Annotated in this window: 26 protein-coding genes and 1 tRNA gene; 19 read left to right on the top strand and 8 right to left on the bottom strand. The window is 66.2% G+C overall.

The window, feature by feature from the left end; translation table 11 throughout:
• Positions 1–91: 91 nt before the first annotated feature.
• The 9 genes from AM2010_RS06435 (at position 92) to AM2010_RS06395 (ending at position 8,253) form a co-directional block, all read left to right on the top strand.
• Complete coding sequence (locus tag AM2010_RS06435; RefSeq protein ID WP_047806363.1) at positions 92–1,546, top strand: NAD(P)(+) transhydrogenase (Re/Si-specific) subunit beta; 1,455 nt, start codon at positions 92–94, stop codon at positions 1,544–1,546.
• A 67-nt stretch (positions 1,547–1,613) separates the two neighbouring features.
• Positions 1,614–2,825 carry a parallel beta-helix domain-containing protein gene (locus AM2010_RS06430; protein ID WP_047806362.1) on the top strand — a complete coding sequence of 404 codons (1,212 nt, stop codon included), beginning with the start codon at positions 1,614–1,616 and terminating at the stop codon, positions 2,823–2,825.
• Complete coding sequence (locus tag AM2010_RS06425; protein ID WP_338047419.1) at positions 2,822–3,859, top strand: SO2930 family diheme c-type cytochrome; 1,038 nt, start codon at positions 2,822–2,824, stop codon at positions 3,857–3,859. The genes AM2010_RS06430 and AM2010_RS06425 overlap by 4 nt, the downstream gene beginning before the upstream one ends.
• A gap of 109 nt (positions 3,860–3,968) precedes the next feature.
• Positions 3,969–4,664, top strand: a complete 696-nt coding sequence (locus tag AM2010_RS06420) for an aspartate/glutamate racemase family protein (protein ID WP_047806361.1) — start codon at positions 3,969–3,971, stop codon at positions 4,662–4,664.
• 74 nt (positions 4,665–4,738) lie between these two features.
• The gene (locus tag AM2010_RS06415) at positions 4,739–5,899 is read left to right on the top strand and encodes a deoxyguanosinetriphosphate triphosphohydrolase (protein WP_047806360.1); all 1,161 of its coding nucleotides are present in this window, start codon (positions 4,739–4,741) and stop codon (positions 5,897–5,899) included.
• Entirely contained in the window at positions 5,892–6,587 is a 696-nt protein-coding gene (locus AM2010_RS06410) for an NAD(P)H-binding protein (protein ID WP_047806359.1), read from the top strand. The genes AM2010_RS06415 and AM2010_RS06410 overlap by 8 nt, the downstream gene beginning before the upstream one ends.
• A 15-nt stretch (positions 6,588–6,602) precedes the next feature.
• Complete coding sequence (locus AM2010_RS06405; protein ID WP_047806358.1) at positions 6,603–7,052, top strand: abscisic acid-deficient protein Aba4 family protein; 450 nt, start codon at positions 6,603–6,605, stop codon at positions 7,050–7,052.
• Positions 7,049–7,642: a DUF938 domain-containing protein gene (locus tag AM2010_RS06400; protein WP_082132975.1), complete on the top strand. Its 594-nt coding sequence runs from the start codon at positions 7,049–7,051 to the stop codon at positions 7,640–7,642. Before AM2010_RS06405 ends, AM2010_RS06400 begins: the two co-directional genes overlap by 4 nt.
• Before the next feature lie 188 nt (positions 7,643–7,830).
• Positions 7,831–8,253: a VOC family protein gene (locus AM2010_RS06395; RefSeq protein ID WP_047807762.1), complete on the top strand. Its 423-nt coding sequence runs from the start codon at positions 7,831–7,833 to the stop codon at positions 8,251–8,253.
• Positions 8,254–8,351: 98 nt separating this feature from the next.
• Here AM2010_RS06395 and AM2010_RS06390 read toward each other — a convergent pair whose 3' ends face one another.
• The gene (locus AM2010_RS06390; protein WP_047807761.1) at positions 8,352–8,480 is read right to left on the bottom strand and encodes an entericidin A/B family lipoprotein; all 129 of its coding nucleotides are present in this window, start codon (positions 8,478–8,480) and stop codon (positions 8,352–8,354) included.
• 114 nt (positions 8,481–8,594) lie between these two features.
• Between AM2010_RS06390 and AM2010_RS06385 the strand changes: the two genes are divergently transcribed.
• The gene (locus AM2010_RS06385) at positions 8,595–8,828 is read left to right on the top strand and encodes a hypothetical protein (RefSeq protein ID WP_236699425.1); all 234 of its coding nucleotides are present in this window, start codon (positions 8,595–8,597) and stop codon (positions 8,826–8,828) included.
• 7 nt (positions 8,829–8,835) lie between these two features.
• On the opposite strand, the gene AM2010_RS14170 is transcribed toward AM2010_RS06385, so the two are convergent.
• Positions 8,836–10,086: a hypothetical protein gene (locus tag AM2010_RS14170; RefSeq protein WP_150115242.1), complete on the bottom strand. Its 1,251-nt coding sequence runs from the start codon at positions 10,084–10,086 to the stop codon at positions 8,836–8,838.
• 135 nt (positions 10,087–10,221) lie between these two features.
• Between AM2010_RS14170 and queF the strand changes: the two genes are divergently transcribed.
• Both queF and fumC read left to right on the top strand, forming a co-directional pair.
• Positions 10,222–10,680 carry a preQ(1) synthase gene (queF, locus tag AM2010_RS06375; RefSeq protein WP_047806355.1) on the top strand — a complete coding sequence of 153 codons (459 nt, stop codon included), beginning with the start codon at positions 10,222–10,224 and terminating at the stop codon, positions 10,678–10,680.
• Positions 10,677–12,059, top strand: a complete 1,383-nt coding sequence (fumC, locus tag AM2010_RS06370) for a class II fumarate hydratase (RefSeq protein ID WP_047806354.1) — start codon at positions 10,677–10,679, stop codon at positions 12,057–12,059. The genes queF and fumC overlap by 4 nt, the downstream gene beginning before the upstream one ends.
• Before the next feature lie 113 nt (positions 12,060–12,172).
• Here fumC and AM2010_RS06365 read toward each other — a convergent pair.
• The 3 genes from AM2010_RS06365 to AM2010_RS06355 all read right to left on the bottom strand — a co-directional run bounded on the left by AM2010_RS06365 (position 12,173) and on the right by AM2010_RS06355 (position 14,529).
• Positions 12,173–12,248 (bottom strand) — tRNA-Thr (locus AM2010_RS06365).
• 55 nt (positions 12,249–12,303) lie between these two features.
• On the bottom strand, positions 12,304–13,185 hold the full coding sequence (locus AM2010_RS06360) for a hypothetical protein (protein WP_047806353.1): 882 nt from the start codon (positions 13,183–13,185) through the stop codon (positions 12,304–12,306).
• Positions 13,186–13,203: 18 nt separating this feature from the next.
• Entirely contained in the window at positions 13,204–14,529 is a 1,326-nt protein-coding gene (locus AM2010_RS06355; protein WP_047806352.1) for a replication-associated recombination protein A, read from the bottom strand.
• A gap of 100 nt (positions 14,530–14,629) precedes the next feature.
• Between AM2010_RS06355 and AM2010_RS06350 the strand changes: the two genes are divergently transcribed.
• Both AM2010_RS06350 and AM2010_RS06345 read left to right on the top strand, forming a co-directional pair.
• Positions 14,630–15,259 carry a PadR family transcriptional regulator gene (locus tag AM2010_RS06350; protein ID WP_047806351.1) on the top strand — a complete coding sequence of 210 codons (630 nt, stop codon included), beginning with the start codon at positions 14,630–14,632 and terminating at the stop codon, positions 15,257–15,259.
• 135 nt (positions 15,260–15,394) lie between these two features.
• Positions 15,395–15,847, top strand: a complete 453-nt coding sequence (locus AM2010_RS06345; protein ID WP_047806350.1) for a hypothetical protein — start codon at positions 15,395–15,397, stop codon at positions 15,845–15,847.
• 1 nt (position 15,848) lies between these two features.
• Here AM2010_RS06345 and AM2010_RS06340 read toward each other — a convergent pair whose 3' ends face one another.
• Entirely contained in the window at positions 15,849–16,997 is a 1,149-nt protein-coding gene (locus AM2010_RS06340) for a glycosyltransferase family 4 protein (RefSeq protein ID WP_053043978.1), read from the bottom strand.
• A 176-nt stretch (positions 16,998–17,173) separates the two neighbouring features.
• On the opposite strand from AM2010_RS06340, the gene AM2010_RS06335 reads away from it, so the two are divergent.
• The 5 genes from AM2010_RS06335 to AM2010_RS06315 all read left to right on the top strand — a co-directional run bounded on the left by AM2010_RS06335 (position 17,174) and on the right by AM2010_RS06315 (position 23,684).
• On the top strand, positions 17,174–18,301 hold the full coding sequence (locus AM2010_RS06335; RefSeq protein ID WP_047806348.1) for a phosphoserine transaminase: 1,128 nt from the start codon (positions 17,174–17,176) through the stop codon (positions 18,299–18,301).
• Positions 18,302–18,377: 76 nt separating this feature from the next.
• Positions 18,378–19,973, top strand: coding sequence for a phosphoglycerate dehydrogenase (gene serA / locus AM2010_RS06330; RefSeq protein ID WP_047806347.1), 1,596 nt, complete (start codon positions 18,378–18,380; stop codon positions 19,971–19,973).
• Positions 19,974–20,078: 105 nt separating this feature from the next.
• Complete coding sequence (locus AM2010_RS06325; protein ID WP_047806346.1) at positions 20,079–21,191, top strand: ATP phosphoribosyltransferase regulatory subunit; 1,113 nt, start codon at positions 20,079–20,081, stop codon at positions 21,189–21,191.
• A gap of 160 nt (positions 21,192–21,351) precedes the next feature.
• Positions 21,352–22,641 (top strand): adenylosuccinate synthase, encoded by a 1,290-nt coding sequence (locus tag AM2010_RS06320; protein WP_047806345.1) that lies wholly within the window; start codon positions 21,352–21,354, stop codon positions 22,639–22,641.
• A gap of 74 nt (positions 22,642–22,715) precedes the next feature.
• The gene (locus tag AM2010_RS06315) at positions 22,716–23,684 is read left to right on the top strand and encodes a winged helix DNA-binding protein (RefSeq protein ID WP_047806344.1); all 969 of its coding nucleotides are present in this window, start codon (positions 22,716–22,718) and stop codon (positions 23,682–23,684) included.
• A gap of 25 nt (positions 23,685–23,709) precedes the next feature.
• Here AM2010_RS06315 and AM2010_RS06310 read toward each other — a convergent pair whose 3' ends face one another.
• Positions 23,710–24,504: a precorrin-2 dehydrogenase/sirohydrochlorin ferrochelatase family protein gene (locus tag AM2010_RS06310; protein ID WP_047806343.1), complete on the bottom strand. Its 795-nt coding sequence runs from the start codon at positions 24,502–24,504 to the stop codon at positions 23,710–23,712.
• Positions 24,501–25,760, bottom strand: coding sequence for a diaminopimelate decarboxylase (lysA, locus tag AM2010_RS06305; RefSeq protein WP_047806342.1), 1,260 nt, complete (start codon positions 25,758–25,760; stop codon positions 24,501–24,503). Before lysA ends, AM2010_RS06310 begins: the two co-directional genes overlap by 4 nt.
• Positions 25,761–25,838 lie beyond the last annotated feature (78 nt).

Raw genomic sequence — 25,838 nt, 5'->3', positions numbered from 1 at the left:
GGGCTCGCACTTCTCCGTCATCCCGGCGAAAGCTGGGGTCTCTCTCGGCACGCTCCGGTCCAGGTGGACAACGATCCCGGCTTTCGCCGGGATGACGATGTGGGCCGCCCCCGCTCACGCCGCGACCGGTGAAGCGGTGAACCCCTGGGTCGCGCTCGCCTACCTCGTCGCGGGCGTGCTCTTCATCCTCGCCTTGCGCGGGCTTTCCAGCCCGTCGACGAGCCGGACGGGCAACCGTTTCGGCATGGCGGGTATGCTGATCGCCGTGGTGACGACGCTGGTGACGCACGACGTCGCCAATATCATCGAGATCGCGATTGCCATCGCCATAGGCGGATTGATCGGCTTCCTGATCGCCCGCCGCATTGCCATGACCGCGATGCCCGAACTGGTCGCGGCGTTTCACAGCCTCGTCGGCCTTGCCGCGGTGCTGGTGGGCTGGGCGGCCTATCTCAATCCCGGCGCGTTCGGTCTGCTGACGGCGGACGGCGGGATCGGCGCGGTTTCGAAGGTCGAGATGGGGCTGGGCATCGCCATCGGTGCGATTACCTTCTCCGGCTCGGTCATCGCGTTCCTCAAGCTCTCGGGGCGGATGAGCGGATCGCCGATTCTGCTGCCCGCGCGCCATGTCATCAACCTCGGCACGCTGGCGGCGATCATCGTGCTGACCGCGCTGTTCGCCGTGACCACCGGCCAGGCGGAAACGCTGCCCCTGATCGTCGCGCTGACCGTGCTCGCCTTCGTCATCGGCTTCCTGCTGATCATCCCGATCGGCGGGGCGGACATGCCGGTCGTCGTCTCGATGCTGAATTCCTATTCGGGCTGGGCCGCGGCCGCGATGGGCTTCACGCTCGGCAATACCGCGATGATCGTCACCGGCGCGCTGGTCGGCAGCTCGGGCGCGATCCTCAGCTACATCATGTGCCGCGCGATGAACCGCAGCTTCATTTCGGTGATTGCCGGCGGCTTCGGCGCGGACGACAGCGGTGCGGGCGGCGGCGAGGCGCGCGAACAGCGCCCCTACAAGCAGGGCAGCGCAGCCGACGCGGCCTTCATGCTCGAACAGGCGGAAAAGGTCATCATCATCCCCGGTTACGGCATGGCGGTGGCGCAGGCGCAGCACGCGCTGCGTGAAATGGCCGACATGCTGAAGGAAAAGGGTGTGGAGGTGAAATATGCCATCCACCCCGTCGCCGGGCGGATGCCCGGGCACATGAACGTGCTGCTGGCGGAGGCGCAGGTTCCCTACGACGAAGTGTTCGAGCTGGAGGATATCAACAGCGAGTTCGCGCAGGCCGATGTCGCCTTCATCATCGGTGCGAATGACGTGGTGAACCCGGCGGCCAAGACCGACAAGTCCTCGCCCATATACGGCATGCCGGTGTTCGATGTGGACAAGGCCAAGCAGGTTTTCTTCATCAAGCGCAGCATGGGCGGCGTCGGTTATGCCGGGGTCGACAACGATGTGTTCTATATGGACCAGACGATGATGCTGCTGTCCGATGCGAAGAAGATGGTCGAGGAAATCGTCAAGTCGCTCGACTGAGGCACGTCAGTCGATCCTTGCATTCCTTTCCCTCTGCGGCAGAATGGGTTGCAGGGGAGAGACTCATATGATCCGACTTTCGATCGCCGCCACCGCTGCGCTGGTGTCCGTCGCCGCGCCCGCATGGGCCGAAACCGTCACCATCGCGCCGGGCGAAGGGGCGCAGGAACGCCTGCAGGAAGCGCTTATCCTGGCCCAGCCGGGGGACGAGATCGTGCTTGCCGCCGGCCGCTTCGCGCTGACCGATGGCCTCTCGCTCGATGTCGATAATGTCGTCGTGCGCGGTGCCGGGATGGAAGCGAGCGTGCTCGATTTCACCGGACAGCAGGGATCGGGCGAAGGGCTGCTGGTCACGTCGGACGGGGTGACGCTGCGCGACTTCGCGGTCGAAAATCCCAAGGGGGACGGGATCAAGTCCAAGGGCGCGGACGACATCGTCTATCACGCGATCCGGGTGACCTGGACCGGCGGACCCAAAGCCAGCAACGGCGCCTACGGCATCTATCCGGTCGAAAGCACTAATATCCTGGTCGACGGCAGCGAAGTTTCCGGCGCGTCGGACGCGGGCATCTACGTCGGGCAATCGAGCCGGATCACCGTGCGCAATTCGGTCGCGACCGACAACGTGGCGGGGATCGAGATCGAAAACAGCCGCGACGCAATCGTCGAACGCAATTTCGTAAGCCGCAATACCGGCGGGATTCTGGTGTTCGATCTGCCCGATCTGCCGGTGATGGGCGGGGGCAACGTGCTGGTGCGCAACAATCTGGTGGCATCCAACACCACTGCCAATTTCGCGCCGGAGGGGAATATCGTCGCCAGCGTTCCGCGCGGCACGGGCATCATGATAATGGCGAACGAGAATGTCTGGGTCGGGCAGAACCTGCTGTATGACAATCCGACCGCGCCGGTCATGGTCATCGCCTATCCGATGCCGTTCGAAGATCCCGACTACAATCCCTATCCGCGCGACGTCACGATCGACTGGAACATGGTCGATGAAGGCGGTACCGATCCTCAGCTTGAGGGCGCGGAACAGCTTCTGGCCGCGTTCGGCGGCGCGCTGCCCCCGGTGATGTGGGACGGGCTGGAAAGCGGTGAAGACCGGGCGACGCTGTGGGTCCATCCCGAAATGCCCGGCTGGTCGCTGAACCTGGAGACGCAAGGGGCGGGATTGACCGGGGCGAAGCCCGGCCCGCTTGACGTGCCGGTTCCCGGTCAGCCGATTTCCGCGGACGGGTGGGGCGCGGGGCCCGAGCTGGAAGCGCGGATCAAGTGATCCGGGGCGCGCACGTCCTGGCGGCGGGGATGCTTGCGCTCGCCGGCGCGATGGCGAGCCAATCGGGCGCGGGGCCAGCCGTCGCCGCGCCCGCAACAGCCGCGGTGCAGCGCGTCAACGATGCCGCAGTGCGCGAAGGCATCCCGCGCACGCTGGCCGATTTCGGCTTCTTCGCCGATGGTCCGGGGCAAGTGCCTGCGGTGCGCGTGATGTCGTACCGCCTCAACACCCCGCTCTATTCGGACGGCGCGGAAAAGCTGCGTTTTCTCTATCTGCCCGAAGGCACGCAACTGGCTGCGGCGGGGGAGGGGCTGCCGGAATTTCCCGTGGGTGCGGCGCTGATCAAGACGTTCGCGTTCGGCGAAGGGGAAGGGCGGCGCCTGATCGAAACGCGCGTTCTGCTCCATCGCGCCGATGGCTGGCTGGCCCTGCCGTACCTGTGGAACGCGGACCAGACGAAGGCGCGGCTGGCGCTGGCCGGGGCGCGGGTCGATCTGACGACGCCGCAGGGCGAGGCGATCAGCTATCGCGTGCCGAACAAGAACCAGTGCAAGGAATGCCACGGGCTGGACGGCGAAGTGATCCCGATCGGCCCCAAGGCGCGCAATCTGGCGCACGACTGGCTCGCGGGCATGGAGGGGCAGGACAGGCTCGATCACATGCCGGCGGGTGCCGATGCCCTGCCGCAGTGGGAAGATCGCGACCGCGCCGATCTGGCGGACACTGCGCGCGCCTATCTCGACGTCAATTGTGCGCACTGCCATCGGCCCGGCGCAATGGCGTCCAATTCCGGCCTCGATTTGCGCTGGGAACAACGTGATCCCAGGGCGCTGGGCGTGATGAAGCGCCCGGTCGCGGCGGGCCGCGGATCGGCCGGGCTGCTGTTTGCCGTGGTGCCGGGCAAGCCGGAAGAATCAATCCTGCTGCACCGGATGGCCAGCGCCGAACCCGGCGTGGCCATGCCCGAACTGGGGAAGGCGACCGTCGATCCCGATGGCGTGCGCGCGGTCGAACGCTGGATCGCGGGGATGTGAACCCAGGGCTTATTGCCGGGCGGATGGGGATGGCGTCCGCCGCCGTCTGGACGCAGGTGCGACCGCTTCGCTAAGTCTGCTGCTCTCAAGGATTCGGGAAGGACGGATATTGCGCAAGCTGGGGCTGATCGGCGGGATGAGCTGGGTTTCGACCCGCACCTATTACGAATGGATCAACCGACTGGTGCAGCGACGCACCGAACCGCTTGCGAGCGCCCCCCTGCTGATCGAAAGCCTGGACTTTCGCCGTCTGCATGGCCTGCACGAGCCGGCGGATTGGGCGCGGGCGGCGCAGGTTCTGGGCGAATCCGCCCGCCAGCTGGAAAGCGCGGGCGCCGGGGCGATCGTGATCGCGGCCAATTCGATGCACAAGGTGTACGATGAAGTCGCCGCTCAGGTCGATGTGCCGATCCTGCACATTGCCGAATGCATCGGGCAGCGCATGAAAGCCGATGGCGTGACCAATGCCGCACTGATCGGCACGCGCAATGTGATGACCGAAAATTTCTATCGCCAGCGTCTGGTCGCGCATGGGGTGGACCTGCTGCCGCCCGACATGGTCAATGTCGAGAAGCTCGACCGGATCATCTATCAGGAACTGATGCTGGGCAAGGCGACCCGCGATGCGCAGCGCGCGCTCAAGACAATGATCACGCGCAAGGAACAGGACGGCACGCAGGCGATCGTGCTGGCCTGTACCGAGCTGGAGATGGTCGTGGACGTCGACGCCAACGTTCTGCCGATTTTCGATTCCGCACGCATTCATTGCGAGGCGGCGGTGGACTGGCTGCTCGAAGAAGGGTGAACCGCGCATAAAGCGGAAAGGTTGCCCGATTGTTCCGGTTGCCGTGAGTGCGGCGCTGACCTAGTCGCCGGCCCATGACCCGTGCGCCCTTCGCCGCAGACCCCGCCTGTTCGCGCGGTCGCGAATTTTCCGAAGATCGCGGCGGCGTGCGCGGGCCGCGCAGCGAATTTCAGCGCGATCGCGACCGGATCATCCATTCGATCGCCTTTCGCCGGCTCCGTTCCAAGACGCAGGTGTTCATTGCGCCCGACGGCGACCATTACCGCACTCGGCTGACGCACAGCCTGGAAGTGGCGCAGATCGGCCGGGTGATTGCCCGCGCGCTGGGGCTGGACGAGGATCTGACCGAGGCGCTGTGCCTCGCGCACGACATCGGCCATCCCCCCTTCGGCCACGCGGGGGAGGATGCGCTGCAGCAGGCGACGGCGGACGTCGGCGGGTTCGATCACAATGCCCAGGGCCTGCGCGTCCTGATGCGGCTGGAAAGCCCTTACTGCGATCATCCCGGGCTCAACCTGACCTGGGAATTGCTGGAAGGGCTGGCCAAGCACAACGGGCCGATCGCCGCGCCCGGCTGGGCACTGGCGGAACTGGATGCGCAGTTCCCGCTCGCTTTGGGCGATCATTCCTCGCTCGAAGCGCAAGTGGCTGCTGTGGCCGACGACATTGCCTATGACAATCACGACATCGACGACGGGCTGCGGGCCGGGTTCCTGTCGCTGGACGACCTGCTGACGCTGGATTTCGTCGCAGACCAGTGGCGCGAGGTCGAAAACCGCTTCCCCAATGCCCCCCGCGAACGCCAGTTGCGTGAACTGGTGAGGGTGCAGATCGGGTTGATGGTGAACGATGTCATCGCGCAGACGCAAAATGCCACGGCGGGCATCGCCTCCGGGGACGAGGTGCGGCGTGCCGGCCGCGCGCTCGCGACGTTCTCCCCCGAAATGGCGGCGCGCGAACGGCAATTGAAGCGGTTCATGTACGACCGGCTCTATTATCACCGCGAACAACTCGCCACGGCGGAGCGTGCCCGTGACGTCGTGGCCCGGCTTTACGAAGCCTACGCGGGTGACGACGCGCTTCTCCCGCCTGGATGGCGGGACACGCTGCCGGGGGAGGAGCCGGGGCGGGCACGGCATATCCTCGATTTCATCGCCGGAATGACCGATCGTTTCGCGATCGATCAATATGCCCGCATCCACGGCACGCGGCCTGAGGGATTGAGCAATGTCTGACCCGCTGAGGATCGCCATCGTCGGCGCCTCCGGGCTTGTCGGCCAGACGGTGATCGCGCTGTCTGTCGGGCGGGAAGACATGCGCCTGACCGCGCTCGCCCGGCGCGAGGTGCCCCTTCCGCCGGAAGCAAGAATGGAAGTCTTCGTGGCCGATCCGCCGCGGTGGGGCGAGGTGCTGGAAGCGATCCGCCCGACCGCTCTCGTCTGCGCACTCGGAACGACATGGCGCAAGGCAGGCGAAGACGAAGCCGCCTTTCGCGCGGTGGATCGCGATCTGGTTCTGGAAACCGCCCACGCGGCGAAGGCGCACGGGGTGGAACGGATGGTCGCGATCAGCTCCGCCGGCGCTTCGCTGGCGGCCAAGGCGTTCTACTTGCGCGTGAAGGGCGAAATGGAGCGCGATCTTGCCAAAGTGGGTTTCAAGCGGCTGGACGTGCTTCGTCCGGGTCTGCTTCGCGGTGCGCGCGGGGGCGACCGCCGACCGGCGGAGCGTCTCGGCATTGCCGTCAGCCCGGTGACCGATCTGTTGCTGCACGGCGGCTGGCGCCAATTCCGTTCGATCCCTGCGCGCACGGTGGCGGAGGCTGCGCTGAGCCTTGCGATGCGCCGCGCGGGCGGGCGCTTTCATCACGATAACGATGCCATTCGCCGCGCCGCGCGCGAACTGCCGCAACCTGTAGAAGACTGAGGAGGAGAGCGGCCGATGTGGACTGCCCTATTCGCCGCGACCAACCTGCTCGCGCTGGCCGCATGGACGATCCTGATCTTCCTGCCGCGCCGCCCTGCGGCCATGGCCGCGGTGCTCTATCTCGGCGTGGGGCTGCTCTCGCTCGGCTATGCCATTCTGCTGATCCTGCTGGTGACCGGCGTGGTAGCAGGCGGGGTCGATCCTGCCGGGCTGGACGAGTTTTCGCTCAAGGCCATTCGATCGGTGTTCGCATCCGACGCGGCAATGGTCCTTGGCTGGATGCATTACCTCGCGTTCGATCTGTTCGTGGGGCTGTGGATCGCGCGCGATGCCGATGCGAAGCGCTTTTCGCGTCTGGCGCAGGCACCGGTTCTGCTGGCGACATTCCTGGTCGGCCCGCTGGGCCTGTTCGCCTGGCTGGCGATCCGTGAGCGGCGCGCGCGCGCGCTGGGGCGGTGGAAGTGAAACGGCGCGCCCCGGCCACGGCGCGCAACAGCGCCCCGATCGCAGCGGTCCTGCACAACGAACTCCCGGCAAGCGGCACGGTGCTGGAGATCGCGAGCGGCTCGGGCGAACACGCGCTGTTCTTTTCCGACAGGTTCCCCGACCTGACATGGCAGCCGAGCGACCCCGATCCCGATGCGCTCGCCTCCATCGCCGCCTGGCGGGACGAGCAAGGCCCCGCCAACCTGCGCCCGCCGCTCCAGCTCGATGCCAGCGCTCCGGACTGGTCCGTGAAGCGCGCCGATGCTCTGCTCTGCATCAACATGATCCACATCAGCGCGTGGGAGGCGTCGGTCGGGCTGTTCCGGGGCGGTTCCAGCGTTCTGGCCCGGGGTGCACCATTGATCCTGTACGGCCCCTATCTGGAAGATGACATCGAAACCGCACCGTCCAACCTGGCTTTCGACCGCTCGCTGAAGGAGCGGAACCCTGCATGGGGCCTGCGCAATGTTTCGCAGATCGACGGCGTGGCGGCCGACTGGGGCTTTGAACGGACCGGCCGGCACGAAATGCCCGCCAACAACCTCATGCTGATTTACTGCCGAGCCTGACTTTTAGCGAACGGCTGGCAGCTTGCCGAACGGGTTCGGTGCCATTACCAGCGGCCTGTCGGAAAAGGGGAGATCGGTGCGGTTAGCCCGATCCCTGCGCGAGCGGGCCCTGACCTTCGCTGCAGCGTCGAGTCCCAAGACCTTGAACGGTGTCGCAATGGCGCGACAGCGAAGGAAAGGCTTCGGATATGCAACAACAGATTTCGGTAATCACGCTTGGCACCAGCGACCTGCCGCGTTCGCGCCGGTTCTATGTCGAAGGATTCGGCTGGACTCCGGTGTTCGAGAATGACGAGATCATCTTCTATCAGATGAACGGTTTCGTACTCGGCACCTTCGAGAAGTCGGCGCTCGAAAAGGATATGAACCGGGGCGGGCTGTCCTCCCCCGGCGCATTTTCGCTGGCGCACAACGTACCGGGCCAATCGGAGGTAGAGGACGTGATGGCGCAGCTGCTCAAGGCAGGCGGGCGTCTTGTCAGGCCGGCGGATGCACCGCCGCACGGGGGCTTTCGGGGCTATGTCGCCGATCCCGACGACCATGCGTGGGAAATTGCGTGGAATCCGCACTGGCCCATCGACGAGAAGGGGCATGTGACTTTCGCCGCCTGATCTCGCCGGCACCGGTCTCTCCCTTGCCAAGGGGGTGGGGCCGGTGAAGGCGGGCGATATGCGCGACCGGCACCAAATCGGGTGCCGGCCGCCAATCGTCAGATCGCGTCGTCGCCGGCCTCGCCGACCGATTCGATGTCCTGGCCCACACCTTTGACGGTGTTGCAGGCGGCAGCGGTGAGCGACATTGTCGCGATGCCGAAGACGAGCAGAATTTTCCGAGCCATAATCAGGTCCTTTTCGGATGTTCGATTGTTGGGGGAAACGATAGCGCGCGGCATCCGTTCCTCTGGCGCCGGGGCAATTGCGCCACAGGCCTGTCACGCCCATATGCGCGCGCGATGATGAAGCTGCACAAGTTCCTCACCTTTGCCAGCGAGGCGGAAATCGTCGGCCTGTGGGGTCTGGCGATGATCGTGCTGGCGCTGATCGCGACGCTGGCCGAAGTTCGGCGGCAGAAGCGCGCGCGGATCGATCGCGTCGGCTGGGTGCCGTGGCGGGCGATTTTCCTGACCGCGGCGATTACCGGCGGCGGGCTGATCCTGCTGGCGATCAAGGGCCTTCTGGCAGGGTAAGGATCGTTCAGGCCTGGTCGCCGAGCGCCCTTATGCCAATGGCCTGATAGACCTGCGGTATCTCATCCAATCGGAACGGACGAAGCCTGCCGCCCGGGCGATCGGGCAATTGGCCGATCAGATAAGTTTGCGCGACCGGCGCCATTCCGGGCGTCACCACGCGCAGGCGCAGCAGCGGGACATAGACTGCGGCACTGCCCTGCCGGATGGGCCGCACCTGTTGCAACGGCAGGCGCACGTCCGTGGCCAGTTCCATCGATTCGCCCGCGGGCAGCGCGGCGACGTCGTGGACCGATGCAAGCGGTGTGGCGGGGTCGGCCAACTGGTCGCCGATGGGCACGGCGCCATGCGCGGTGACCAGATCGGCCTCCACCACGATATCCTCCCACGCCGAGCCGCCGCGGTTTTCCAGCACGATCCGGCAGGCGAACGTGGCGTTCATCATCGTGCGACTGAACCGCACCGGCTGTGCCGACAGCGAAAGCGGCGCGCCTGGTGAGGGGGTGGGAGACGAGAGCCGGGCTGGGGAGATCGGAGCTGGGGAAATCGGAGTTTCGCCCAAGCTGAGGGGCGGGGCCGGGGCCGGGGCGGGGGCTGCTTCCGGCGTGGGTGCCGGGGTTGGCTCCACCGGGCGCGTCAGGGGGCGCTCGATCGCGGGGGCGGGCGCGTTCGCGCGGCGGCGCAGGAATGCGAACAGACCGCCTGCGACCGCGAGAGCGGCAACCAGCGCCGCCAACCACAGCGCCCAGCCGGGACCATCCTCAGACGCGGAGGTTGGCGCAGCGGGGGCGATTTCCGGCTGTGAGGGCGGCGGGGGTGTGCTCTCGGCGGTGGGGGTGGATGAAGCACTCTCTGCCGTCGGCTCCCCGTCCATCGCAGCGCTCGTTGCTTCTTCGCCAGCCGCCTGCGTTGTCGGAGCCGGTCGGGGCGGCGGCGTCGATGGAGCACTGCCGCGGGTCGGCGCGGTCGTGGGCCGCGCTGTCGGCTGCGCCTGCGGAGGGACCCGCTGCGGTGCCTCTTGCGTTGGGACGGGAACGGGCGCGGGCGACGCGGTGGCCCGGGGCGTCGGGCTGTCGGTGGGGATAACCCGCGGCGTGGTGGGAATAGGGGCTTCGGGATCGACCGGGCCCTGAACCTGCGGCGTCGGGGTCGCTTCGGGATCGGGTGGAAGGCGGAAATCGCGTACCGATCCCGATTGCGCCAGGGCAGGCGCGGCGAAGGCCAGCAGAAATACCGAAAGCGAATGGCGAACGTGCATAGATCCCGATGCAATCAAGGAATGCGTTGAGAAGGGCGTTGTCGGCGAAAGGCGTCGAAGCGCTGAATAGGCTCTGAACTGCGAAGCGCAATCCCGTGGGTTGTGTACGGGCGACGATGAAGGCACATGCGGGGCATGAGCGACACACCCGGCACCCTGCACCTGGGGCAGGCGAGCACCCTGCCGCCGTCTCCCGAAGAGGCGCGGTTGGATTACGTCCCCAACCCGCGCGATGAGGCGCTCTATCTGGTGCGCTTCGCCGCGCCGGAGTTTACCTCGCTCTGCCCGGTCACCGGGCAGCCCGATTTCGCGCACCTTGTGATCGACTATGCCCCGGGCAAGACGATCGTCGAATCGAAGAGCCTCAAGCTCTACCTCGGAAGCTTTCGCAACCACTGCGGCTTTCACGAGGATGTGACGGTCGGCATCGGCCAGCGGCTGGCCGCGGAAATGAAGCCGAAATGGCTGCGGATCGGCGGATATTGGTATCCGCGCGGCGGCATCCCGATCGACGTCTTCTGGCAGAGCGGCCCCCCGCCCGAGGCATTGTGGGTGCCCGACCAGGGCGTGGCATCCTATCGGGGGCGGGGATGAGCGCGACGCGGATCGAAACCGACACGATGGGTGCGGTCGAGGTCCCGGCCGATGCCCTGTGGGGCGCGCAGACCCAGCGCAGCCTGGCGAACTTTCGCATCGGCGGCGAACGCCTGCCGCTGCCGCTGATCCGCGCGCTGGGCGTGATCAAGCGCGCCGCGGCGGAGGCGAATCGCGATCTCGGCGTGCTCGACGATCAGATCGCGGGGGCCATCGTTGCCGCCGCCCAGGAAGTGATCGACGGCAAGCTGGACGATCATTTCCCGCTGGTGGTGTGGCAGACCGGGTCGGGCACCCAGTCGAACATGAACGCCAATGAAGTGATCGCTAACCGCGCGATCCAGATGCTGGGGGGCGAGCCGGGATCGAAAAGCCCGGTCCATCCCAACGACCACGTCAATCGCAGCCAGTCGTCGAACGACACCTTCCCCAGCGCGATCAACGTCGCGGTTGCCGGGCAGGTGGCCGGCTCGCTGGTGCCCGCGCTGCGACGGATGCATGGCGTGCTGGAGGGCAAGGCGCGCGAGTGGGCGGATATCGTCAAGATCGGGCGCACCCATACGCAGGATGCGACCCCGCTGACCCTGGGGCAGGAATTTTCCGGTTACGCCGCGCAAGTCGGCGCGGGGATCGAGCGGATCGAGCTGGCCCTGCCGGGCCTTTACCGTCTGGCGCAGGGCGGCACCGCGGTCGGCACCGGGCTCAACGCGCCGGATGGTTTTGCGCAGAAAGTGGCCGAGCGGGTGGCCGCAATCACCGGACTGCCATTCCAGACCGCGCCCAACAAGTTCGCCGCGCTCGCCGCGCAGGATGAACTGGTTTTCGCGCATGGCGCGTTCAATGCGCTGGCGGCGAGCCTGTACAAGATCGCGAACGACATTCGTTTCCTCGGTTCCGGTCCGCGCGCGGGGCTGGGCGAACTTGCCTTGCCCGAAAACGAACCGGGCAGCTCGATCATGCCGGGCAAGGTGAACCCGACCCAGTGCGAGGCGATGACGCAGGTCTGCATCGAAGTGTTCGGCAATCACGCCGCGCTGACATTCGCCGGCAGCCAGGGCCAGTTCGAACTGAACACTTATCGCCCGATGATGGCGTGGAACGCGCTGCGTTCCGTTCGCCTGCTGGCCGATGCGGCCGAGAGCTTCACCGCGAACCTGCTCGAAGGGCTGGAGCCGCGGCGCGACAATATCGCGCGCGGGGTGGAAAGCTCGCTGATGCTGGTGACCGCGCTGGCGCCGGCGATCGGCTACGACAAGGCCGCTGCGATCGCCAAGACAGCGCACAAGGAAGGCCTGACCCTGCGCGAGGCCGCCGTGCGCAGCGGCGAGGTGTCGGGCGAGGACTTCGACCGCCTCGTCCGCCCCGAAGACATGGTCTGAGCGCGCTCAAGCCCGCGCTCAAGCAGCGCGAAGCGCGGTAGCGCAGACCTCCGCGCTCAAGCAGCGCGAAGCGCGGTAGCGCAACAAAGGAAACCATTTTTGCTGCGCAAAAATGGTGCCGGCTGCAGGATTCGAACCCGCGGCCCCCTGATTACAAATCAGGTGCTCTACCAACTGAGCTAAGCCGGCCCTGGCGCGCCCGGACAGCGGCAAGGCCGCGGCGCGGGCGAACCGGCCCTTTGCGTCAAAGTGCGCCGAAGGTCCAGCCCTCCGTGCGAGCAATTTCCGGCGTGAGGCCGGGCGGGGTCCAGCGTTCGGCATCTCCCGCGACTTTGCGCAGCCAGGCAGCGGCGAGCAGGGCGTCGCTGGCATGATCGTCGATCGGGCCGGCCCCGGCAGGGGCGGGTGAACCGAGTGTGGCGAGGGCTTCGCCCAGCTCCGACCGATCGCGCATCTTGCTCCGCCCCGGCGCGCGCCCCGCCTCCAGCGCCGCCAGCGAAGTGTAGATTTCCACCACGACCGAGCCGGCCCGGGGCAGCGGATCGACCGGCCAGACGGGCAAGCTGCCACGAAGCCGGTGGAGCATGCGCATGCCTGTCAGGCTGGACTTGCCGACTTGCGCCGCGCCCACGAGGTTGAAGTTCGAATAGGGCTGACAGCCCATTGCGGCCTGCGCCGTTTCGGTCACGCGGAAACGGCCGCGACCGTGGTCCGCCCCATCGCACCGGAATCGTGCGCCTTCGCGGCCGCCGTGGCGGCGGAAATACGGGGCGAAGGCCGGATGATCGACGAATCCGCCGGCGCTTAGATGCGGATCGGCTTCGTACAGTCGGTCGATCAGGGCCCATAGGGCGAGAGCGTCCGGCGGGCTTTCGCCGAGCCCCGGGAAGAATGCGCCGCAATCGGCGAAGGGCAACGAAATGCCAAGGTCCAGCCCGACCAGCGTATCGGGCGGCAGGTCGTCTCGCAGCAGCGCAAGCACTTCGGTGCGCGACCAGCCGCGACCGCTATCGACCAGCACCGGCGGGCCGCCTTCGGCATCGGCTAGGGCAAGCGCAATTCCGCGATGCCGCTCGCCCGCCGCACCCGACCAGTCGATGGCGAGGAAGTGGCGGAAACGGGTCATGCGGCGAACACTCTGTCCCTATTGCTCACCGCGCAGTTCGCGCCGGCGCTTGTCCCAGTAATTGAGCCGCTTGCGCACCTCACGCTCGAACCCGCGTTCGACCGGTTGGTAATAGGCCTGCGGCGCCAGTTCCTCCGGCCAGTAATCCGCCCCGGAAAAGCCGCCTTCGGCATCGTGATCGTAAGCGTAATCCTTGCCATAGCCGATGGCCTTCATCAGCTTTGTCGGTGCGTTGAGGATCGATGCGGGCGGCATCAGGCTGCCGGTTTCCTTCGCGCTGCGCCAGGCGGCTTTCTGCGCCTTGTAGACGGCGTTCGATTTGGGCGCGGCGGCGCAATAGAGGCAGGCCTGAACGATCGCCAGCTCACCTTCCGGACTGCCGAGAAATTCGTAAGCGTCCTTGGCCGCGAGGCATTGGGCCAGCGCCTGCGGATCGGCGAGGCCGATATCCTCCACCGCAGCGCGGACCAGGCGGCGCAGGACGAACAGCGGATCTTCCCCTGCGACTAGCATCCTGGCCATGTAGTAGAGCGCGGCCTGCGGGTCGGAGCCGCGCAGGCTTTTATGCCAGGCCGAAATCAGGTTGTAGTGGCCTTCGCGATCCTTGTCGTACACCGCGACGCGGCGCTGGAGAAAGCTGCCGAGTTCGCCGGGGCCAAGAGGGGTGTCGATCCCGGCCGAATAGAGCGTTTCGGCCTGATTCAGCAGGAACCGGCCATCGCCATCGGCGCTCGCGATCAGCGCCGCGCGCGCATCCGCGGTCAGGGGCAGGGCGCCTTCGAGCGCTTCGGCCTTGTCGAGCAGGCGGCCCAGCGCCTCCGCATCGAGCCGATGGAGAATCAACACTTGCGCGCGGCTGAGCAGCGCGGCGTTGAGTTCGAAGCTGGGATTTTCCGTCGTCGCGCCGACCAGGGTGACCGTGCCGCGTTCGACGAACGGCAGAAATCCATCCTGCTGCGCGCGGTTGAAGCGGTGGATTTCGTCCACGAACAGCAGGGTGCGTTGGCCAGCCTCCGCCGCCTTGTCCGCTTCTGCAAAGGCTTTCTTGAGGTCGGCCACGCCCGAAAAGACGGCACTGATGGCGACAAAGCGCATCGCCACCGCATCCGCCAGCAGGCGCGCGATGCTGGTCTTGCCCGTGCCCGGCGGCCCCCACAGGATCATGCTCGACAGTTTGCCGGCGGCGACCATGCGCCCGATCGCTCCGTCCGCGCCGGTCAGATGTTCCTGCCCCACAATCTCGTCCAGCGCGCGGGGGCGCAGACGATCGGCGAGCGGCGCATCGGGACGCGGCGCATCGGGTGGGGCATCTTCGGGAAGCGTGTCGGGGAAGAGATCGGCCATCGCGAAGCTAGATAGGGGCGCGAACCTTTCGACGCGAGGCCTCTTGAAATTCGATAGGTCTAAGATATATCGTGAGACAGCTTAGAAAAGGAAATGCGTCATGCATATGCACCACCATCATCATCACCGCCGCGATCCCGCGGGCGGACATCGCTGGAACTGGAAGGCGAGCTTCGGTCCCGAAGGCCCCTTCGGACCCAAGGGACCTTTCGGCCCGGATGGCCCCTTTGGCCCCGGCGGCCCGTTTGGCGGCGGACGCGGCCATCGCCGAGGCCGCATGTTCGGCCATGGCGAACTGCGCCTCGCGCTGCTCAAGCTCCTCGCTGAAGAGGCGCGCCACGGCTACGAGTTGATCAAGGCCATCGAAGAACTGACCGGGGGTGACTATGCACCCAGCCCGGGCGCGGTCTATCCTACGTTGCAGCTTCTTGCCGACGAGGGCCTGATCGAAGAGCAGGACGATGCCAGTCCACGCAAGGCCTTCCTCGCGACAGATGCCGGGCGGGCAGAACTGTCGGACAGGTCCGACGAGGTCGAGGCGCTTTTCGAGCGACTGGCCGCGCACGGCAAGCGCGAAAGCGGCGAGCGTTCCCCCCACCTCTGGCGCGCGATGGGCAATCTGGCCAATGTGCTGCGGCACCGTGCCCGCGCCGGCAAGCTCGATCAGCCGACGATCGATTCCATCGTCGATATGATCGACGACATGGCCAAGAAGATCGAACGTCTCTGACCTTTCGCGGTGCGAACCGGCCAGCCCGTAAGAGCCAGGGGCCGTTGTCGCTCGGCGCGGGGATGACCCTGGCTGGTGCGACAACGGCGGAAGTGGTATTCTTTCCGTGGAGACAATGGAGAGGGGGTTGAGAACATGGAAGAAAACACAACCAAAGCGCCGTGGCACCTGTGGATCGTGGGCATTCTGGCGACACTATGGAATGCCTTTGGCGCCAACGATTATACGCAGACCCAGATGGGCAATCGCGACTATTTCGCGATGATGGGGTTCGAACCGTCGACGATCGACATGGCTCTGCGCTACTTTGGCGAGATGCCGGCGTGGGCCGATGCTGCCTGGGCGCTCGGCGTCTGGGGCGGGCTTGCCGGCTCGATCCTGCTGCTGGTGCGCAGCCGCTGGGCCATTGCCGCGTTCGGGGCCTCGATCCTGGGCGTCGCAGGATCGTGGATCTTCCAGTGGCAGGCCACGCTTCCGCCCGAACTGGCTGAGCTGAACAGTCCGGCCATGTTTGCAGTGATCAGCGTGATCGCCCTGCTTCTGTTCTGGTATGCCCAGAGGATGCGCAGGGGCGGCGTTCTGCGGTAGATCAGCCCGATTTCGCGGCAACCAGGCGCAGGTAGCTATCGGCCACTGCCTGGTTGATCGCGTCCCACGCGAATTCCTTGCTGCGCGCTTCCCCCGCGGCACCGTGGCGCGCGCGCAAAGGTGCATCGGTGCAATAAGGGGCGAGCGCGTCGGCAAAGGCGAGGGGGCATCCCGGGGGCACCAGATGCCCTGTCGTTCCGTCCTGCACCAGGCTGGCGCTGCCCGTCGCGCCGGCGGCTACCACGGGCAAGCCGCAGGCCATCGCCTCCAGCGTGACGTTGCCGAACGTTTCGGTGATCGAGGGATTGAAGAACACATCGCCGCTGGCAAGCGCGCGGCCCAGATCGGGCCCGGTCTGAAACCCGGCGAAAATCCCGCCGGGCAGCGCCCGTTCGAACCAGCAGCGCGCAGGGCCGTCGCCGATCACAAGCACCCGATGCGCAATCTGCCGGCGCCGCAATTCGACGATCGCCTCGGCAAAGATGTCGAGGCCCTTTTCCATCACCAGTCGGCCGAGGAAGACGATGGCGACTTCGTCCTCGGCAATGCCAAGCTCCTTCCGCCAGGCTGGATCGCGGCGCGAGGAAGCGAAAACCGTGCGATCGACGCCGCGGGTCCAGAGCGAGATATCCTCGTTCATCCCCTGCTCGCGCAGCGTCTCGATCATGCTCTGCGATGGCGCGACCAGCGCATCGCAACGCCGGTAATATCGGCGCAGAATCGCCTCCAGCGCGGGCTCGGTAAAGCCGAGGCCATAGTATCGGGGATAGGTTTCGAAGCGGGTGTGGACCGATGCCAGCACCGGTACTTCGCGCGATCGTGCCCAGCGCACGGCGGCATGGCCGGTCAGATCGGGCGAGGAGGTATGCACGATATTGGGTGCGAAGCGTTCCAGATCCTCAAGATTGCTTTTGGAAAGACCCAGGGGGAACCGGTATTCCGGCCGGCCGGGTATTGCCACGCTGGGTACGCTGACCAGATCGCCGGTCGGGCGGAATGCGGGTTCTTCCACTGTCGGGGCATAGACCCGAACTGCGGCACCCTGCCGCAACAGATAGTCCACCAGCCGGTTCAGCGCCTGATTGGCGCCATCGCGAACGTAATTGTAGTTGCCGCTGAACAGGGCGATGCGAAGGTCTGCGGTATCCATGATCGGCACGGCCATAAGGGCCCCGGACCTGATTGGCGAGAGCTTCACGCAGCAATTGTCGTGCGGCCTGTCGATGAAATGCATCACTGTCCTTGACTTGTTGCAGCGCAACATTATTGCCGCGCCTGGGCCACGCGGTCCCAACGCCGCGCGTGCTCTCTGCAAGGAGAGAATACATGACTGACCTTACGCCTCCGGCGCGCAAACCTGCGCGGCCGCTGTTTTCTTCCGGTCCCTGCGCGAAGCCGCCGGGCTGGTCCCTCGAAAAACTGTCCGCCGAATCGCTCGGCCGTTCGCACCGCTCGAAAGTGGGCAAGGCGCGCCTCGCCCATTGCATCGACCTGATTCGCGACGTGCTCGACGTGCCCGAAACGCACCGGATCGGGATCGTCCCCGGTTCGGACACGGGCGCGGTCGAGATGGCGATGTGGACCATGCTGGGCGCCCGCCCGGTCACGACAATCGCATGGGAAAGCTTCGGCGAAGGCTGGGTCACCGACGCGGTCAAGCAATTGCGGATCGATCCGACCGTGATTCGCGCCGACTACGGCGAATTGCCGGATCTCGGCCAGGTCGACTGGGGCCATGACGTCATCTTCACCTGGAACGGCACGACATCCGGCGTGCGCGTGCCCGATGGCGACTGGATCGCGGCGGACCGCGAGGGCCTGGCCATTGCCGACGCGACCAGCGCGGTCTTCGCGCAGGATATTGCGTGGGACAAAGTCGATGTCCTGACATTCTCGTGGCAGAAAGTGCTCGGCGGCGAAGGCGCGCATGGCGTGCTGATCCTGGGCCCGCGCGCGGTTGAACGGCTGGAAAATCACACGCCCGCATGGCCGCTGCCCAAGGTTTTCCGCCTGACCAAGGGCGGCAAGCTGATCGAGGGGATCTTCCGCGGCGAGACGATCAATACCCCATCGATGCTGGCGGTGGAGGATGCGATCTTCGCGCTCGAATGGGGCAAGTCGATCGGCGGCCTGTCCGCGATGAAGGCGCGCGCCAATGCCAATGCCGCCGCGCTGGATGCGATCGTGCGCGAACGCGACTGGCTGGGCCACCTGGCGACCGACCCGGCGACGCGTTCGAACACCAGCGTCTGCCTGACGGTCGAGGGCGCGGATACCGATTTCGTCAAGAAATTCGCCGCGCTGTTGGAGCAGCATGACGCCGCTTACGACATCGCCGGTTATCGCGATGCGCCGCCGGGCCTGCGCGTCTGGTGCGGCGCCACGGTCGACACCGCCGATATCGAAGCGCTCGGCCCGTGGTTCGACTGGGCCTGGGCGACGCTCCGGGCCTGAGCCCCCTTCGCATTTCCGCACGAAATTTCTGCACGGGCCGCAAGGCGTTCCCGCAGGCCCGGCCAAGGAACCGATCATGACCAAACCCAAAGTTCTCATTTCCGACAAGATGGACCCCAATGCCGCGCGCATTTTCGAAGAGCGCGGCTGCGCGGTCGACGTGAAGCCGGGCATGACGCCCGACGAGTTGAAGGCCGTTATCGGCGACTACGACGGGCTCGCCATTCGCAGCGCGACCAAAGTGACGCCTGAAATCCTCGATGCCGCGCCCAACCTCAAGGTCATCGGCCGCGCGGGGATCGGGGTGGACAACGTCGATATCCCCTATGCCAGCGGCAAGGGGGTGGTCGTGATGAACACCCCGTTCGGCAACTCGATCACCACTGCCGAACACGCGATCGCGATGATCATGGCGCTTGCCCGCCAGATCCCGGCGGCCAACGCGCGGACCCAGAACGGCGAATGGCCGAAGAACGATTTCATGGGGGTCGAGGTGACCGGCAAGACGCTGGGCCTGATCGGTGCCGGCAATATCGGCTCGATCGTCGCCAGCCGCGCGCTCGGCCTGCGGATGAAGGTCGTGGCCTTCGATCCGTTCCTGACTGCGGAGCGGGCGGTGGAACTGGGGATCGAGAAAGTCGATCTCGACACTCTGCTTGCGCGGGCGGACTTCATCACGCTGCACACCCCGCTGACCGATCAGACGCGCAATATCCTCAGCGCCGAAAACATCGCGAAGACGAAGAAGGGCGTGCGGATCGTCAACTGCGCGCGCGGCGGCCTGATCGACGAGGCGGCGCTGAAGGAAGCGCTCGACAGCGGGCAGGTCGCCGGGGCCGCGCTCGACGTGTTCCAGACCGAGCCGGCGAAGGAATCGCCGCTGTTCGGCACCCCCGGCTTCATCTGCACGCCGCACCTGGGCGCAAGCACGACCGAGGCGCAGGTCAACGTCGCGCTGCAGGTGGCCGAGCAGATGGCCGATTACCTCGTCAACGGCGGGGTCACCAATGCGCTCAACATGCCCAGCCTCAGCGCGGAGGAGGCGCCGAAGCTGCGCCCTTACATGGCACTGGCCGAAAGGCTCGGCAGCCTCGTGGGGCAGCTTGCGCACGGCAATCTCACCACGATCAGCATCGAACGCGAAGGCGCCGCTGCCGAACTGGCAGGCAAGCCGATCGAGGCGGCCGTCCTCGCCGGTTTGATGAAGCAGTATTCCGACAGCGTGAACATGGTCAACGCACCCTATCTTGCGAAAGAGCGCGGGCTCGACGTGCGGTCCGTCCGGCATGAACGCGATGGCGCGTACAACACGCTCGTGCGCGTCACCGTGGGTACGAGCCAGGGCGACCGTTCGGTTGCAGGCACGCTGTTCGGCAACGACAATCCGCGCCTGGTCGGAATCTTCGGGATCGGAATTGAGGCCGACCTGACCGGGAACATGCTCTATATCGTGAACGAAGATGCCCCGGGTTTCATCGGGCGGATCGGCACCCTGCTCGGCGAAAACGGGATCAATATCGGCACGTTCCATCTCGGCCGCAGGCCCAACGGTGCCGATGCCGGGGGCGAGGCGGTTCTGCTGCTGTCGGTCGATCAGCCGATCCCGGAAGGCGTGGTGAAGGAAGCGTGCGCGCTGGAAGGCGTCAAGGTCGTGATGCCGCTGGCGTTCTGACGCGGGCAGGAACGTTCCCGGGGTTGACCCGGGGGCGTTCCGGGCACAGGCGGTCCCGCGAAAGCGCCGCCTGTGCATCGGCCACGCGGCAAGGGAAGAGATGACATGACCGACCCCGACGATCTTCTGCCCGAAGGTCTGGAAGATCGCCTTCCGACCGAAGCCGCCCGGCTTACGGCGGCCATGCGCGGCGCGCTCGACGTGCTCGATTCGCATGGGTACGATCGCGTGCGTCCGCCGCTGGTGGAATTCGAACACTCGCTGGCCGGACGAATGGCCGGGGTAACCCCGCGGCGCATGTTCCGGTTCGTCGATCCGGCAAGCCTGCGCACCCTGGCGCTGCGCAGCGACATGACTCCCCAGATTGGCCGTATCGCGGCAACGAGCCTGGCAAACGCCCCGCGTCCGTTGCGGCTCAGCTATTCGGGCGAGGTGGTCACGATCCGCGCCGATCAGCTCGATCCCGCACGTCAGCGGCTGCAACTGGGCGCGGAACTCGTCGGCAGCGACAGTGCGGAGGCGGCGGGCGAAGTGGTCGCTCTCGCGGTGGAGGCGCTTGCGGCGGCTGGTGCGCAGGGCATCTCGGTCGATTTCACGATGCCCGATCTGGTCGATACGCTCGCTGCGAATGCGCTGCCGATTGCATCCGACCGGATCGAGAACGTCCGGCGAGAACTCGATATGAAAGATGCCGCCGCGCTGCGCGAAGCCGGGGGGGAGGCTTATGTTCCGCTGATCTATGCAGCGGGCGATTTCGACGAGGCGATTGCGCGCATGACGGAGCTGGACGACGGCGGCGCGCTGGCAAGCCGGATTGCCGGTCTGCGGCAGGCGGCCCAGCGCGTGCCCGCCGATGTGCGATGCACGCTCGATCCGGCGGAGCGGCACGGTTTCGAATACCAGTCATGGCTAGGCTTCACCATTTACGCCGCCGGGTCGCGTGGTGCCGTCGGGCGGGGCGGGACCTACTGCATCCGTGGCAGCGAGGAGCGCGCGACCGGATTTTCGCTCTACCTCGACGCGCTGCCGCCGGCCGCGAACGGTGATGCGCCGCGCCAGACGCTGTTCCTGCCTCTCGGCCACGATCGCGAAGTTGCCGCCCGCCTGCGCGCAATCGGCTGGCGCACGATCGCCGCCCTGGCCGAAGGCGAGGACGCCCGCGCGCTCGGCTGCACCCATCGCCTGGACGGGGCCGAGGCGGTGGCAGTCGAAGCATGATATCGATGCAGGGGCAGCATCCCTTGCTTGACTTGCCTGCGCCAGCCGCTTTAACGCGCGCGACGCATTCGGGGCCGGGCTGGCCCCTCCATCCCCGTCCCCTGGTCGAGTCCTGTCGAAGGACCATGAGGATTCCCCCGGCAGGGGAAGAGGTGCAAGCATGGCCAATGTAACCGTAATCGGCGCTCAATGGGGTGACGAGGGCAAGGGCAAGATTGTCGACTGGCTCGCCAGCCGCGCCGATGCCGTCGTTCGCTTCCAGGGTGGGCACAATGCCGGGCATACCCTGGTCGTGGGCGAGAAGGTCTATAAACTCAGCCTGCTTCCCAGCGGGATCGTCACCGGGACGCTGTCGATCATCGGCAATGGCGTCGTGCTCGATCCCTGGGCGCTGAAGGCGGAGATCGAGAAGCTCGAAGGGCAGGGCGTGACGATCAATGCGGATAATTTCGCGATCGCCGACAATTGCCCCCTGATCCTGCCGCTGCACCGCGATCTCGATGGGCTGCGCGAAACCGCGGCGGGTGCGGGCAAGATCGGCACGACCGGGCGCGGCATCGGCCCGGCTTACGAAGACAAGGTGGGCCGCCGCGCGATCCGTGTGTGCGATCTGGCGCATCTCGATCACCTTGAACCGCAACTCGACCGGCTCTGCGCCCATCACGATGCGCTGCGTGCCGGGTTCGATCAGCCGGCAGTCGATCGTGACGCGTTGCTGGCCGACTTGCGCGAGATCGCGCCGTTCGTCCTCCAGTTCGCGCAGCCGGTGTGGAAACGGCTCAACAAGGTTCGCAAGGCCGGGGCCAAGATCCTGTTCGAAGGGGCGCAGGGCGTTCTGCTGGATGTCGATCACGGCACTTACCCGTTCGTCACCAGTTCCAACACCGTCAGCGGCACGGCTGCGGCAGGGTCGGGGCTGGGCCCGTCCAGCACCGGTTTCGTTCTGGGCATCGTGAAGGCATATACCACGCGCGTCGGCAGCGGCCCGTTCCCGACCGAGCTTGACGATGAAACCGGCCAACGGCTGGGTGAGCGCGGGCATGAATTCGGCACTGTGACCGGGCGCCAGCGGCGCTGCGGCTGGTTCGATGCCGTTCTGGTGCGTCAGTCCTGCGCGATCAGCGGGGTGACCGGCATCGCCCTGACGAAGCTCGACGTGCTCGACGGGTTCGACACCGTGCGCATCTGCACCGGTTATCGCCTTCGCGGGAAGATCCTCGACTACTTCCCCTCGCACGCCGCGGATCAGGCGGCGGTGGAGCCGATCTACGAAGAGATGGAAGGGTGGCGCGAAACCACCGCGGGCGCGCGCAGCTGGGCCGAGCTGCCGGCACAGGCGATCAAGTATATCCAGCGGGTGCAGGAACTGATCGAAACGCCTGTGGCGCTGGTTTCGACCAGCCCGGAACGCGAAGATACGATCCTGGTGCGCGACCCCTTCGTCGACTGACGCGATTGCTCCATTCTTGACTTAATCCTGTTTTGTTCTAGCTGTGTTCTGCGATAGGATACAGGGAGCAAGACATGGGGCAGGTGGACTTCGCGTACGACATGGCGGGAGATGCGAGCGCACGGCCGGCGGCTGCGGTATTTGCCGATAGCCCCGACGTGCGGAACGAGATTGACGAGGATGTAGTCGCAGCGGGCCTGCGCCTGGCGCCGGGCGGTGTGATCGCTTCGCTTTCGGAAGGGGCGGTTCGGCCGCTGGCCGATGTGGTGATCATCGATTGTCCGGTTGCGGAAGCGGCGGCCCTGGCTGCCTTGGCCCGGCTGGATATTCGTGCGGCCCGGTCCGGCGCGCAACTCGTCGTCTCCACCGCGATGGATGCGCTCGATGCCGTGTTCGGATGTCTGGACCAATCGCATGCGCAGGTGCTGGTCGATCCTTCGCGGGGGGATCGTCTGGTGGCGCTGGGTCGCGCGCTGGCACTGTTGCCCGGCTCGCGCGTGCGCGACCTGTCGGAGGAAGACCGGCTGACACTGCTGCGCCTGACCGAACAGGTGAGCGAAATTGCGGCCCGGGTAGAACGGCTTTCGGCTGGATTGCCCGGTAAGGGTGCCTTCCGCTTCGAATCTCCCACGAACGATTTTCGCGGCGAAGCCGACACGGCCGAATCCAAGCTGCTTCGCCAGCCGCGTCCTCCGCTGCCGGAACCCCGCCTGGTTCGCCAGATCATCCGCCAGCGCCGTATGCGCGACCGTTATTTCGATCCGACGCTGTTTGCCGATCCGGCGTGGGATATTCTGCTGGACCTCACCGCCGCCCGTGCGGAACATGCGCGCGTTTCGGTCACCAGCCTGTGTATTGCCAGCGGCGTGCCGCCGACCACGGCGCTGCGCTGGATCGGCCAGATGGTCGAATCAGGGTTGCTGGAACGGGTCGAGGACGAAACCGACCGGCGCCGTGCCTTTATCGCACTGACGGATCGCACCGCAGATGCAATGGCGCGCTACTTCGAAGAGTTGGGAAAGGGTGCGGACAAGCTGGTCTGAGGTGCCCGCATCAAGGCGCGGGGCGTCAGTCAGCATTCGTGAGGCGAAGAATTATCGTCAGGCCCTGCGCCGGAAGGTCGGCGCTTGCCTGCTCTTCCGTATCCAGCGGCCTGCGAATGGCATCGGCCCGCGCACGATCGAGAATTGCCTGCGCAACGCGAGGATCGTGAAGCACGAGGTCGGCCTGCCCCAGAAGGCGTGCCTGGCGAAGCGTCAGATCGTCGGGATCGTCGCCTTTCAGATCGATCTCGACCGAAGTCGCCATATTGTTTGCGACCGGGTCCTGCAGCCATGAAGCGACCCGGTCGGCTGCAACCCCGCTCAAGGGATCGAGCGCGCCGCCTTCCGCAAGAGCGGCATCGAGCGCGCGCCTGCGTTCGGCGGGGCCGGGAAACCTGCTACGGAGCTTGTCCCGCGCGGCATAGAGCGCGTCGGCAAGCTGTCCGAGGGCAGGGGGCAACAGGGTTTCGAGCCGCAATCGCAGATGCTTGGCCAGGCCGGCCGATGCGCCGCCGGTTCCAACCGCCACCAACACGGGATCGCGATCGAGCACGCTCGGCACGGTGAAATCGCACAGATCCGGGCGGTCGGTGGCGTTTACCAGCAGGCCGCGAGCTTTCAGCCGCCGGACCGCCGCTTCGGCTTCGCTCGCATCATCGCACGCGACGAAGGCGAGGCGCGCATGATGCGCCTCTGCTTCGCCGCAGCAGGTCCCGCCAGCACGTTCGATCAACCGCCGTTTCGCTTCCGCTGCGTCGCCTTCGCCGACCACTACCACACGAGTGCCGGCAATGCGGTGGAAGAGCGGCAGGCTATTCATAGCCAGTCGGGTACCCGCTCCACGTTCATGATCGTATCGGCAGGGATGCGATCGGCGACCACTGCGAACCGGTCGCCATCCACCAGCACTTCGGGCACGAAACCGCGGCTGTTGTAGCTGGACGCCATCGTCGCGCCATAGGCGCCCGCCGTGCGAAATACCGCGAGGTCGCCCGCCGAAAGCGTGTCGGTTTTGCGGTCCATTGCGAAAGTATCGCCGGTTTCGCAGATCGGGCCGACGACGTGCGCCATGGTCTTCTCCCCACTGGGAGCGACCGCTTCGATATCGTGCCACGCGCCATACATTGCGGGCCGGGCGAGATCGTTCATCGCCGCGTCGACGATCACGAACGGCGGCCCGTTGCCGCTGCGCTTCGTACGGATCACGCGGGTCAGAAGGATGCCGGCATTGCCCGCGATGATCCGGCCCGGCTCGAACGTCAGTTGAACGCCCCAGTCGCGCGTTACCCGAGCGACCATGGCGCCATATTGCGCGGGGGAGGGCATGCTTTCGCCCGCTTTGTACGGTACGCCGAGGCCGCCGCCGAGGTCGGCATGGGTGATCGTGTGTCCCTGTCCCCGCAGTTCGGCGATCAGCGCGCCCAGCTTCGAAAATGCGCTTTCAAGCGGCTCCAGATCGCCGAGCTGGCTGCCGATGTGGACGGCCACCCCGCGCATCTGCAATCCCTCTTCACGATCCAGCGCGGCATAGACTGCGCCGGTGCGGTCGAGCGGGACGCCGAACTTGTTCTCGCGCTTGCCGGTGGAGATTTTCTCGTGCGTGCGCGCGTCGACATCGGGATTGACCCGCAGCGCGCAGGCGGCCTGCCGGCCCATGCGGCGGGCGATTGCCGCAAGCTCGTAGCCTTCTTCTTCCGATTCGATGTTGAACTGGCCGATCCCGGCTTCCAGTGCCTGGACCAGCTCGTCATGCGTCTTGCCGACACCGGAAAAGACCACGTCCGCAGGCGCCATTCCGGCGGCCAGGGCGCGTGTAAGCTCGCCGCCGGAAACCACGTCCGCACCGTACCCTTCCTGGCGCAGCACGCTCAGCACGGCGAGATTGGGGTTGGCCTTGACCGCGAAAGCGACATGGGGCTTGTCGAGCGCGGACAGGGCCTCGCGGAACACCCGCGCATGGCGCACCAGCGTGGCGCGCGAATAGACATAGACCGGCGTCCCGACCGCTTCGGCGATGGCCGGCAGCGGCACGTCCTCGGCGTGGAGAATGCCGTCCCTGAGTTCGAAATGATCCATGGGCGGGCGCTTAGCGAGTGAGGGCGCGGCAGTCGAGCAAGCCTTGCTTGCCACCCGGATATGCTGGCATCCGGTTGC

It is taken from the genome of Pelagerythrobacter marensis, from assembly GCF_001028625.1.
GTDB classification, from domain to species: Bacteria; Pseudomonadota; Alphaproteobacteria; order Sphingomonadales; family Sphingomonadaceae; genus Pelagerythrobacter; species Pelagerythrobacter marensis.
The sequence above is the reverse complement of the archived record's forward strand: the minus strand, read 5'-3'. Positions and strand labels throughout refer to the sequence as shown.